This window comes from Snodgrassella sp. ESL0324, from assembly GCF_013344955.1.
In the GTDB taxonomy this organism is placed as follows: Bacteria; Pseudomonadota; Gammaproteobacteria; order Burkholderiales; family Neisseriaceae; genus Snodgrassella; species Snodgrassella alvi.
In genome coordinates, this window is record NZ_JAAEDS010000012.1 from 881731 (window position 1) to 894604 (window position 12874).

Consider the following 12874-nt stretch of genomic DNA (forward strand, 5'->3'; position numbering starts at 1 on the left):
TGGTACAGCTATAATAACAGTCTTAACTGGTGCCGGATGCTGTTATGCTGTATGTTTATCAATCCAATCAACTATCTGATTTAGCTGCTTTGTTTGCCAGCGTATATCAGCATACCTCACCACAGTCAGCATGGGCTGCAACAGAAATCGTGGTACAGAGTCAGGGTATGCGCCGCTATCTGAATCACTATCTGGCTCAGGAGCACGGTATTGCCGCTAATCTGCATTTCAGTCTGCCGGCCAGCTACATCTGGCAATTAACTCATCAGGTATTACCGCAAACACCAGCACTTAACCCGTTTCAGTCAGAAGTATTGCGCTGGCGCTTACTGGGATTGTTTCATAGCCCGGCGTTCAGACAACCTCAGTTATGCCAAACTGCTACCGCACTACATTCTTATCTTGATAGCAGTACTCAGGCACCTTACCATCTGGCCGGAAAACTTGCTGATATGTTTGACCAATATTTAATCTATCGCAATGATTGGATAAATAATTGGCAGGAAAACAAATCTGCGAATCTGGGTGAAGATGAGCAATGGCAGGCAGAGCTATGGCGCTGGCTGAACAATGAATCAGATTTACCACACCGCGCCGGCTTAATGCAGGAATTTCTGAGCAAACTTGGTTCTGAACATTTACCCGAGCGGATATTCGTATTCGGTATTGCCACACTGGCACCGGTTTATCTGCATGCATTACAGGTAATAGCCCAATATACTGATGTGCATATATTTGCGGTAAACCCGTGTGCTGAGTACTGGGGCAATGTTCTCTCAGCAGATATGCTGCTCAATAGTCAGGAAACTGACCTGAGTGTGGTTGGTCATCCTTTACTGGCCAGTCTGGGCAAACAGGGGCGGGATTTTTTTGATGCACTCAATGATCTGGGTGAAGTAGTGTATATGCCTTCTGTCTATGCTCAGTGTGATGAAGTGGCAGATACTCTGTTACACCGTCTGCAAAACGATATTCAGTGCCTGCAACATCCGAAACAGTCTGAACCACCCTACCGGCTGCAGGAATATGATAATTCCATTCAGATTGTGGCGGCGCATTCCTGCCTGCGTGAACTGCAAATTCTCAAAGAGCAGCTGATTCAGGACCTGGCCGCACATCCGCACTGGCAGCCGCAGGATATTGCGGTACTTACCCCACATATTGAGCCTTATCTGCCTTTTATCCACGCAGTATTCGGACAAACGCAGGGCAACACGCCTGCTCTGCCTTATAGCATTGCCGACGTTAAAATCAGCCTGCATGAACCACTACTGCAATTATTCGAAAAACTGCTGCAACTGATGCAGAGCCGGTTTGATATTGAAACTGTGCTGCCTTTGCTGGATGAATCTGCTCTGCGCGCACGTTTTGATTTAAACGACAGCGATGCAGAACTGATTCACCGTGTCTGGAGCGAACAAGGGGTACGCTGGGGTGTGGATGCAGATATGCGTCATGAATATGGCGGACAGGGTAAGCACTTTACCTGGCAGCAGGCGCGTGAACGTACGGTACTCGGCTGGCTGCTGCCGGAAAATAAATATACGGCACTGTGGCAGCAACAGCTTCCATGGTTCGGTGATATCGGCCAGACTGAAATTCTGGCACGCGCACAACAGTTAATAGATTGTCTGATTAAACATCATAGCTGCTGGCAAAAAGCAGCTACCATTCCCGAATGGATTGCGCGTACACGACAACTTCTGCGGGATTTAGCCGATACTGATTCTCTGTCCGGACATGCCATGCAGCAACTGGAAACCAGTCTGGCTGAATGGCAGGCGCAGGCAGCACTGGCACAATTTAATCTGACTATTGAACCGGCCATTGCAATCGAGCATTTGCAGAATTATTTATCCACTACCCGTCAGGCCGGATTTCTGCGCGGCGGGATTACCTTTTGTAGTATGGTACCGATGCGCAGCCTGCCCTTTCGCTGTATCTGTCTGCTCGGTCTGAATGACGGCGAATTTCCCCGTACTACCAAATCTGCTGCTTTCGACCTGATTGCACAGCACCCGCGCCGCGGCGATCGTGCCCGTCGTAACGATGACCGCTATCTGTTTCTTGAATCTATTTTAAGTGCGCGCGAAAAACTGTATTTGTCGTATATCGGTAAAGATATTCGCAAAAACGAAGAACTGGCCCCCTCTGCTCTGCTTTATGAGCTGACCGATGTTCTGGCCGCCATGACCGGCTGTAATCCACTGGTATTTAATCAGCAGCATATCATCAGACACCCGTTACAACCCTTTTCCTATCGCTATTTTAACGGCGATTTAGTCAGCTGCCGCAGTGATTACGCCATGGCACTGAATCAGAATACAGATAAGCCTGCGCCATTTTATGCAAAAATAACTGAACCGGAAAAACAGAATCAGGAAGTTGATATTGAATCCTTTATCCGGTTCTGGCGTAATCCGGTACGTCACTGGCTTCAGCAGCAGTTACAATGGCAGGCACCCTATCAGGAAACACCAGTCAGTGCAGCAGAACCGTTTGCAATTGAAAACAGTGCATCGATTTATACTGCCTATACCCGTGCACGCCGGCAGCATCTGGACTTTGCTGAGGTAGATGCAGCACTGGCAGTAAGCGGACTGGTGCCTGAAGGCGAGCTGGGCGTGATCGTCAGCCAGGTTCTACGCAATCAGACACTGGCTCTGGACAGCAGCATACTGTTCAGTCCCGCTGTCGCCGATATTGCCTTTATTTTTGAACATGAACAGTTACAGCTAAGTGGCAACATCAGCTGTTTACATCAGTGCGGGCAGCTTATTGAACGGAATCACGCCCCGACAGCACCGGATAATATTGAGTTATATCTGCGCCATTTACTCCTCTGCGCTACTGAAAGCGAAGGTGCACAGGACACATATGAGCTTTATCCGGCCAAACCGCGCATGCTGGCAGCAATGAGCCGGATTGATGCACAAGCGCAACTGGCTTTATGGCTGGAGTATTACCGGCTGGGTCAAAGCCGGCCACTGCCCTTTTTTCCGAAAACCAGCCTTACCACAGCCCTTAAATGGTATCGTAACCGGCAAAAGAAAAACCGTACGCCCGAATATGGTGCCGAAGAACGCAGCACCGCGTTTAAAGTCTATGCAGACAGCCATAACGGAAAACCGCAGGCAGACTATCCCGAAGTAGCTCAGGTATTTGGCCGCGATGAAGAACTGCCGATTGACACCCCGCTGTTCTGGCAACTAATTGAAGAATTACTGCTGCCCATGACAGCAGTGTTGGAAACCGCTGATAAATTATAATGAGCCAAGCATTAAATCCGATTACCATGCCCTTAAACGGCAGCAGCCTGATTGAAGCTTCTGCCGGTACCGGGAAAACCTTTAACATTGCCGCCCTGTTTGCACGGCTGGTGTTACTGGAACGCATGCCGGTTGACGCTATTCTGGTGGTCACTTTTACCAAAGCAGCTACAGCGGAGCTGAAAACCCGTTTGCGTACCCGCCTTAATCAGGCTCTGGCTCTGTTACAAAATAATCTGCCTGCGGAACAGAATGACCCAGTACTGCAACAGCTGATTGACTGTGCCCGCAGTCAGGATGATGATGCCAGTCTGATTCTACGCCTACAGGCAGCCATTACCCAGTTTGACCGTGCAGCCGTTTACACCATTCACGGATTCTGCCAGCGCGTACTCACTGATTATGCCTTTTTATGCCAGACACCATTTGATACGGAAACTATTGAAACTGATCCGGAAATGCTGTGCCGATTTGCCGAAGACTTCTGGCGGCAGCAGGTAAGCAATAACAGCAGCATGGCCACTCTGGCCGTCGCTTACAAACTTACCCCTGCCCGGGTTATGCAGGAAATGGGACGGCACTGCGGCATGGTAGATTTACAGGTACGCCAGCCGCCGGTTGCGGATATAGCCGGCATAAATAACTGCTGGCAACAGGCATGGCAAAGCGTATGTACACATTTCAGCCTTATTCAGGATTCATTCTGGCAGTTACATCAGCAGCTAAATGGCAATATTTACCGCCAGAAAAGTTATCAGCAGCTTTTCACTGACCTGCAGCAGGTAATGGAAAGCGAAGTAAACTGCCATTCTTTTTCTTCTTCTGTACTGGAAAAGTGTGCCAAACTGGCCTCATCCCAGCTACAGGAAAACACCAAAAAAAATCAAACACTCAATAATGAGCTGATAGCTAACATTGCCCCACTGGTAGAGCTGGCAGAAGCTGTTACTGCCATGCTGATTGCAGAAGACAGCATATCACTGCAATTACAGCTGGACTGTTTTAACTACGTGCGCCAGTGTCTGAATCAGCACCGGCGCAACAGCCATCAGCGCAGCTTTGACGATTTACTGGCAGATCTGGGTCTGGCACTGTCTGCGGATAATCCCATGTCTGAAACACTGGCCGCAGCACTGGCGCAAACATGGCAGATTGCACTGGTAGACGAATGTCAGGATACTGATCCGTTGCAGTACCGAATTTTCAAAACTGCGTTTGCCGAACAAAACCGCCCGCTTATTATGGTGGGTGACCCGAAACAGGCTATTTACCGTTTCCGTGGTGCTGATATTCACGCCTATCTGCGCGCCGCTGCCGATACCCCGCCACAGCAGCGCTATACCCTGACCACCAATTACCGCAGCCATCAGGCACTGGTACAAGCCATTGGCCACCTGTTCAGCGGCAAAAAGCTGCCTTTTATTCTTGAGGGTATCAGCTATCCGCAGGTTCAGGCACAGGCAGAAAATAACCGTCTGCATTACAGTCACGGCAATACTGTTATACCGGCAGTAGTGGTGCGCTGGCTGCATGAAAAAATAGATGTCAGCGAGAAGGGAGCGGAAATTATCCCGAATAAAGACAGTCTGCGGACACGTGCGGCCGAATATTGTGCCTATGAAATTGCCGGCATGATTAATCAGGGTATGCGCGGAGAACTGCTACTGAGTAACCGGCCGTTACAGGCTGGCGATATTGCCGTATTGGTGCATTCACATAATGAAGGCCGCATGATTGCCGGCGCATTGAAACGCTGCGGCATCATGAGCGTCTCTCTTGGAAACCATTCAGTTTTTTCCAGCACTGAGGCACAGGCTGTCGAGGCTCTGTTACGTTTCTGGCTGCAACCGCAGCGCACTGAAACATTACGCTTTATCCTTGGCGGTGTACTGTTCGGCTGGACAGCAGCACAGCTGGCAGAACTGAACCAAAATGAAAATACACTGAGCGAATGGATACAGCTGGCAATACAAACCCGCGAACAATGGCAGCAGTATGGTATTTATTCTGCCATACAGTGGTTTGCCGGCCAGACCGGCATGGAAATCAGATTGCTTACACAGCGCAATGAGCGCAGTCTGACCAATCTGTGGCAACTGGCCGAATTACTGGCTGATGCTGAACAAACCCTGCCGACGGCCAACGCCCTGCTGAACTGGCTGACCAGTGCCATCAGCAACGAGCGTTCAGCAGGTGAAAGCAGTCTGCTGCGACTGGAAAGTGATGAAGCGCTGGTTAAAATTGTGACCATGCATGCTTCCAAAGGGCTGGAATATCCGGTGGTATTCTGTCCGTTTGCATGGGATGGTAAAGAGGCCATTAATAATCAGGAACACTGGCAACGTCTGCATCAGCAGGATAAAGTGGAACTGATTGCCAATAGTTTGCTCAGTGACAGCGACCGGGAGGAGCTGGAATGCGAAAGTATGGCCGAACGCTTGCGTCTGTATTATGTGGCCTTTACCCGGGCACGCGAACAATTGATACTGTACACTGCCGCCTGCAACAATACCGCCAGTAACCCCATGGCATGGCTACTGGACGGACAGCCGGACAATACCCTGAAAGAATCACGCCAATTCTGGCAGGAAACTCATAAGCCCAATCTGCCCAGTACTTTACGTGCTGCATGGCATCAATGTCTGGCTGCCGGCAACCCTGAGCTGTTTCAATGGTGTGAAGGTAGTGTAGACCCTGTCTGTATTGATATCAGTATAAAACCCGAACAACCTTATCGTGCGCTAACACCGACAGTACGGACTTTTCAATCCATACGCTATACCAGTTTCACCAGTCTGAGCCGGCATGATTACAGTCACCGCGAATCTGCTCCGGAAGAAGAAAAAATAGCACCTGCGCTGGATCAGGCTGAAGTACAGACTCAGCCGCTGAGCCCCGATACAGAAGCGGAAACACCTGTGCTCGCATTCGAGCGCGGTATCAACGCCGGACTTTGTCTGCATGCCATACTGGAACAGACCGAATTCAGCCTGCCGGCTACTGCAACGGAACAGGAGCATATTCTCGACTGTCTGGCGCGTTATGGTTTCGACAGCCGGCACAGCACCACCATGCAGACGCTTACTGATACCGTACGCCAATGCCAGCTGTCACCACAAACCATTATTGCAAACATACCTAAAGCACAACGAGTGGCTGAAATGAATTTCATGCTGCGGGTTGCCGATTTCAGTATCGCAGATTTACAACAGTGGTTTAACCACGCATCCGGATTACCGCAATGCTGTGTTCAGGCGGCACAGGAGCTGGATTTTGCTACAGTAAACGGATTTATCAACGGGGCTATCGATCTTCTAGGCGAAGACCGGCATGGTCAGGTATATGTTATTGATTACAAATCCAACCATTTGGGAAATCGTCTGTCAGACTATACTCAGGAAAACATGGACGAGGCTATTGCCAGACATCATTACTACCTTCAGGCACTCATTTACAGCATTGCCTGTGCACGATTTCTGCACAGTCGCCGGCAGCTGCCGCCCAGTATCAGCGTACGTTATCTCTTCCTGCGCGGACTTAATCCGCACAACCAGAATGGCATATGGAAATGGGATATAGACACAGCCAGTCTCAGGCCATGGCTAGTAGAACATGACAAAGTATAGCAGCTGCGGTATATTAACCATTCCAGCCGTATTTTTCGCTAAGGAAGCAACAACATGCTCAACAAGCCCGAAGAATTTATCATGGCCATACTTGCCGGCATATGGGTCGTTATCACCTTTATTATCTGTCGCTATCTGCATCTGCCAACTGATACGGGTTTATTAGTTACTACCCTGACACTGATATGGGCGCTGGTATTTTTCCTGTTATGGCAGCGCGGGCGTACATGCAAAATCTGGCCGGTTTTTCTGGGGCTTCTGGTTATGTGCTGGTGGCGCGCTATTTGTTACTCATCTACCGAAATTGTTCTTAACAATGATAACAGTACCACCACACTGGTACACTGGTACGGCAGCTGGACAGCCCTGATTATTTATGCGCTGATTCCGGTCATTGCCGGTTACGGATTCAAGTGGTGGCAGCATAAACGCCGTAAACCACAAGTAACGGCTTGAGGTTACAGTTTACTGAAATAGTCTGATACATATTGTTAAAAATACAATTAATACAAAACTCCGGATTGATGAGATTACAGATAATCAAATTAAGGTTATCGCCAGGGGCTGAATAAATTGAGTATAAAAAATCAATCTAAAGAAATTTTTAACACGAATAATTCTCTGAAGCTTTCGTTAATTTGTTTGACTGTTACTCATCTTATCTGGAATATCTGGAGAATTTTATATGAGTATAATATAAACCTATCTTATAATGAGTTTACTTTATTTTCATTCCTTTGTGCTCCTTTCTGTGCAGAGGCCTCTGGTCTTTTATTAATATGGGTATTCGGACTAACAATAAAGCAGATTTTTTCTTCATACTTCAAAGGGGTGTGTAGTCCTGATAAGACGCCATCAACCGTTACACTTTTGCGTTATTCAATCAGTTATTTTCTAATTTTTGTTTTATTTCTTTATTTAAAACCAATCACATATCTCAATTTCAATTATTTCAATAACTACCTTGTTTTTATTTATGCCTTTGTTAACAGCATTGGTGCTTTTATTATTTTAATATTTAAATTTATCTGTCAGGTTTTATCATTTAAATGTCGTAAAACAGCTTCTGCTTCCGATAATTTATTAACCATCAAAAAAACTAACACTGAACAAAAAGCCGGCAAGGGTAAATTCAGTATTAAAAAGTTGCTCATTTTCACGGCAGTTTATCTGTTTGTGCTGACTTGCAGTAACAGCATAATTGGCAGAGGATTAATGATTCCTTATTTTGAAAGTGGCATACTTGATATCCTCTCTGTAGTAATGTTTCTGTGCTTTATACTTTACTGGATTTATATATTACCGGCCTTTGCTCTCGCTATCAAAGATAGTGTTACCAGAAAAAATCAAGTTACACGGTCTGGTTTATTAAATTATTTAGCTTTCAGTTCAGCCTATTATTTACTGGCACTCACTATTTTATACGGACTAACAAGGAAATTCTGCGGTGCAGCAGCCGGAGAGCAATTCGAAATTGTATGGCTGATTAACTATTCGCTCTATATGATTTTAAATTATATTGGCGTACTCATTATTTTGTCGGTAAAAGCATTCCAAAAACCATTACCCGAATAATCAGTTTCCAGTATTATTTTTATCAGCCAAAAAAGCATAACGTCATATCAATGAAATATTCATGGAATATTAAATAATATGTATTATTTAATATAGCGTCCGGGTAAAAAATTTATTATAAAATCAAATCCAGCTAACGATACCAACCTTTAACTACCGGCTATTTCTCCCTTATCAAGATTGATACTTTCATTCAGTTGAGTAAATTCAGGAAATCAAATCGGCAACAAGACCAATTAACCAGTAAGCTTATATACTGAAAAATTTTATCCGGATATCTGAAACACACCGATATTATGAACACAGCCACCATTACCAGTCTGATACAGCGCCAGCGTCTGCGACGGATGCGAATACTGGCTACCAGTATGCTGATTATTGCCTGTGTTTTATTTGTTTTAAGCTGCCTGCTGCAAAAACAATATCCGGCTCTGGCCTATCTTAAAGCATTTACCGAAGCCGCTATGGTAGGAGCACTGGCAGACTGGTTTGCAGTTACTGCCCTGTTTCGCCACCCCCTTGGTCTGCCTATTCCTCATACCGCAATTCTGCCTCAGAAACAGGAAAGAATCGCCAATGAATTCGGACGTTTTATTGAAAATAATTTTTTACAGGATAAAGCGATTGCCGGACGCATCTACCGTATGCATCCGGCCAGCAGAACCCTACAATGGCTGTGTGCTCCGCAAAATCAGCAAAAATGGCTGCCTGTTCTGACCCGCCAGATTCCGCTGCTATTAAATACCGCCAGTGCCCGTGAAGTAGCCGGATTTTGCAGTCAGCTGCTAAACACCCAGTACAGCGGTGCCCGTCTGGGCAAAACACTGGCTAACTTTCTTCATTTAATCCATAAACAAGGTATTGATACACTGCTGATACGATCTTTACTGCAACAAATACGCCAATGGCTACAAAACGAACAGACACGGGCACAACTTGAAAAAAGTCTGTTATCCTGGGTAAGTAAAATTGAAAAAAGCGATCCAAGTACATGGGATAAATTTAAGGCTTCGCTGAAAACGACACTGACTGCACGTATTGATGACTGGGTTGCCGGCAAAGCACTCGATTGGGCAGATTCCTATATAGATGCGGTATTGGCGAACCCAAAGCACTTTTTCTGGCGCGCCTGCCGAAAACAGCTTCTCGTTACCGAACGCAAATTACGTCGCAGCCGGAGTTGGCACAGACGGCTTGCGGCCGGACGGCAACAACTGCTGCATTCTGCAGCATTGCAACAAAGCATAATGGATTTATGGGATAGTTTTGTGGCATGGAGTGAACACGACACCAGCCAGAGTAATTCATGGTGGCAGCAGCAGCTCGGCCGGTTATCTACCCATATACAGCAGCAAGCCATGCAAAACCCGCGATTTATGCAGCGACTGGATACCCGGATTACATTGTGTGCAAAACTCATCACTCGCCAGTATAAAAATCGCGTCAGTCAGTTCATTGCCGATAAAGTCAAAAGCTGGGACAGTAAACAAATGGTTGATAAACTCGAATTGAGTGTCGGGCGAGATTTACAATTTATCCGCATTAACGGCACCCTCGTCGGCGGATGCATCGGTCTGATTATTTACATTGTATCCCAGTGGATAATTGCCTGAATATATTATATTTACATTTAATTTAATTTATAAATTTATTAAAATATTTACTTAGATAATTTAAGATATAATAAATTACATTATTTCAGTCATTCAGGCACTCCCATGCATTATCGTGACAAATCTCTTTTTTTCTTAGCCTTGTCCTGTCTCATTTCTACAGTTCGTGCCCAGCCACAATCAGAAAACACAGAACCGCATACAGCAGAATTAAGTCCGATAGTGGTGGTCGCTTCAAAACAAAATACACCGGGTGTGGAAGTAATCAACCCCAAAACAGCCCTTCAGCCTTTACCGGCACAGGACGGTGCTGATTTACTTAAATCAGTTGCAGGAATGAGTGTCACACGTAAAGGTGGCAGCTCAGGGGATCCTCTGCTACGCGGTTTGGGCGGTTCACGCCTGCTGATCAGTGCTGACGACCAGTTTGTACTGGGCGGCTGTCCCGGACGCATGGATCCGCCCACCTCCTATCTGTTTCCGGCCAGCTACGACAGAGTCATTATTACCAAGGGACCACAAGCAGTTAATCAGGGGCCGGGAATGATTAGCGGTTCTGTACGTTTTATCCGTGATGAAAAACCACTATCTCAGCCCACTGCCAAATTAGACAGTGCCTTTACAAAAGGATCATTCGGGCGCAGTGATGCTTATATCGACGGTATACTAGGTAATCAGTACGGCTGGCTGCGGCTTAATGCCAGTCACAATGAGTCTAAAGATTACAAAGACGGTAATGGAGACACCATTCATTCTGCATTCAAACGCAATAATCAGATGGCTCAGGCAGCTCTTACCCCATTTACTGACACCCTGCTGGCTGTACAATATGAACACAGCACCGGCCATGCCCGCTATGCCGACCGCAGTATGGACGGCACCCAGTTCGACCGCCATGGCTGGTCAATGAAATTGCGCCAGCAAAATATCACCAACTGGCTGAGTCAGCTGCAGTTTGAATATGGTCGCAGCAAAATCGACCATGTGATGGATAATTTCAGTCTGCGTACTCCTGCACCGATGAAAATGGCTTCCGGTATGAGCAAAATGGCATCGGATATGCCCAATATGAATGGTATGCATACCACCATGCCGGTACGCCGCATGTATTCAGTAATGAATCCTTCGCGTGAAATAAAATCAGCTAAATTGTCAGCACAAATAGAGCTGGGAAATACACACAGTGAAATCGGTGCAGACTGGCAAAATGATGAAGTCAGCACCCGGCCTATGGTAATGAGTACCAATAAACAGCAGGCAGAAAATTATTACAAACTGCCCTTTATCTGGAACCAGACTTATAAACGTCACGGTGCCTATATTCAGAGTGAATGGAATATAAATGATAATAACAGTCTCTTTAGCGGTTTTCGTCATGACTGGACCAGTACCCTATTTAATCCGCAGAAAAATTCCATTGCCTCAAAGTATTTGCGCCAGCATCAGGGACTGAATGCCGGCTTTATCCGTCTGGAACACCACAACAATAAACTAACCAGCTATCTCGGCTATGGTATTGCCGAGCGTGCTCCTGATTACTGGGAACGCAGTAAAGCCAACGGCGAAAAATTGCGTAAGGAAACCAACCATGAAATCGATGCCGGTTTAAGCTATCAGGGTAACAGCATCAGCAGCTCAATTGATATTTTTGCAGGACAAATCAATGATTTTATTCTGATTGAAAGCATTAACAGCAAAAATTCAGCCCGCCAGATAGATGCGCGCCGCTATGGCTTCGAAGCCAGAACCAACTGGCAGTTCGCACCACACTGGAATCTTGGCGGTAGCCTCGCCTATACCTATGCCAGTAACCGCAGTGATAAACGACCACTGGCACAAACCCCGCCACTGGAATGGCGTACTTACCTCAACTGGGAAAACGAGCATTTCAGCGCCGGTGCCTTGTGGCGTGTTGTTACTAGTCAGCACCGCTATGCCAAAAATCAGGGCAACATTGTTGGCATGGACTTAGGTCAGAGCAGCGGCTTTGGGACACTGGCATTAAATGCCGGCTGGAAACCCGGTAAAAATATGCTGGTACAAATCGGTATCGACAATGTTTTTAACAAAACCTATGCCGAAGCAGTAAATAAATCTGCTTATGATTTCGACACCTATTCCGTACAACAATACCGTGTTAACGAGCCAGGACGTACACTGTGGGCACGGGCACAGATTAAATTCTGATAAAGATTTCTTACCAGAGAAAAATAAAAACCCCGCAATGCGGGGTTTTAAATCACAAAACCGAACTACAGTAACAATAAATTATCGCGCTTTGGAGTGCAGCAACTTCTGTTGCTGACGCAAACGCCAATATTGCTGTTGCTGTTTCGGAGTCAGAATCTGATAGATATCATGTTCGCGTTTTAACTGTAAAAAATCATAATCAGCACGTGCCTGTTGCTGTTCAGCCCAAAGATGCTGTTCCTGTGCAATCATATTTTTAGCTTTAACATCATCAAATTGTTTATTTAATACCAGATTTTTACGCTCCTGTTGCAAATTAGCCAGAATCTGACGATTTTCATTGCTCATAAGCGGACGCTGGCTGGCATACTGATGATCAATTTTCTGTACCAGTGCCCTTTGCTGATTACTTAAATTCAACTGAGGCAAAATTGAATGTGGATTTACCGGACCCAAAACCGGTTTCTGCTCATGCACAACCACTGTTTCAGTTTCAGTGACTACTGCTGTCGGCGGCTGTTCTGTTCCGGCAGCAGCAAAAGCACCCATACTCATTGAAGACAAAGCAGCAAGCGTTACTACACGGATAAAAGTTTTCATA

7 protein-coding genes are annotated in these 12874 nt (G+C 46.3%); 6 read left to right on the forward strand and 1 reads right to left on the reverse strand.

All coding sequences use genetic code 11. From position 1 onward, the window contains the following. Positions 1-44 precede the first annotated feature (44 nt). From recC to GYY70_RS06210, 6 genes are all read left to right on the forward strand, one after another. On the forward strand, positions 45-3269 hold the full coding sequence (gene recC / locus GYY70_RS06185) for an exodeoxyribonuclease V subunit gamma (RefSeq protein WP_174831628.1): 3225 nt from the start codon (positions 45-47) through the stop codon (positions 3267-3269). Further along, positions 3269-6895 (forward strand): exodeoxyribonuclease V subunit beta, encoded by a 3627-nt coding sequence (recB, locus tag GYY70_RS06190; RefSeq protein WP_174831629.1) that lies wholly within the window; start codon positions 3269-3271, stop codon positions 6893-6895. Before recC ends, recB begins: the two co-directional genes overlap by 1 nt. A gap of 54 nt (positions 6896-6949) precedes the next feature. Beyond that, positions 6950-7351, forward strand: coding sequence for a hypothetical protein (locus tag GYY70_RS06195; RefSeq protein ID WP_084547747.1), 402 nt, complete (start codon positions 6950-6952; stop codon positions 7349-7351). Positions 7352-7468: 117 nt separating this feature from the next. Next, a complete protein-coding gene (locus GYY70_RS06200) occupies positions 7469-8470 on the forward strand; it encodes a hypothetical protein (RefSeq protein ID WP_174831630.1) in 1002 nt (333 codons plus the stop codon). A 296-nt stretch (positions 8471-8766) separates the two neighbouring features. Further along, on the forward strand, positions 8767-10083 hold the full coding sequence (locus GYY70_RS06205; RefSeq protein WP_174831631.1) for a DUF445 domain-containing protein: 1317 nt from the start codon (positions 8767-8769) through the stop codon (positions 10081-10083). Between the two features lie 105 nt (positions 10084-10188). Beyond that, positions 10189-12270 carry a TonB-dependent receptor domain-containing protein gene (locus GYY70_RS06210; protein ID WP_174831632.1) on the forward strand — a complete coding sequence of 694 codons (2082 nt, stop codon included), beginning with the start codon at positions 10189-10191 and terminating at the stop codon, positions 12268-12270. A gap of 81 nt (positions 12271-12351) precedes the next feature. Here GYY70_RS06210 and GYY70_RS06215 read toward each other — a convergent pair whose 3' ends face one another. Further along, positions 12352-12873, reverse strand: coding sequence for a Spy/CpxP family protein refolding chaperone (locus GYY70_RS06215; RefSeq protein ID WP_174831633.1), 522 nt, complete (start codon positions 12871-12873; stop codon positions 12352-12354). Between the last annotated feature and the right edge of the window lies 1 nt (position 12874).

Bases quoted from the DNA above. Each gene is read 5' to 3' on its own strand.
- recB (WP_174831629.1), top strand. From the start codon at position 3,269: ATGAGCCAAGCATTAAATCCGATTACCATGCCCTTAAACGGCAGCAGC.
- GYY70_RS06195 (WP_084547747.1), top strand. From the start codon at position 6,950: ATGCTCAACAAGCCCGAAGAATTTATCATGGCCATACTTGCCGGCATA.
- GYY70_RS06215 (WP_174831633.1), bottom strand. From the start codon at position 12,873: ATGAAAACTTTTATCCGTGTAGTAACGCTTGCTGCTTTGTCTTCAATG.
- GYY70_RS06205 (WP_174831631.1), top strand. From the start codon at position 8,767: ATGAACACAGCCACCATTACCAGTCTGATACAGCGCCAGCGTCTGCGA.
- recC (WP_174831628.1), top strand. From the start codon at position 45: ATGCTGTATGTTTATCAATCCAATCAACTATCTGATTTAGCTGCTTTG.
- GYY70_RS06210 (WP_174831632.1), top strand. From the start codon at position 10,189: ATGCATTATCGTGACAAATCTCTTTTTTTCTTAGCCTTGTCCTGTCTC.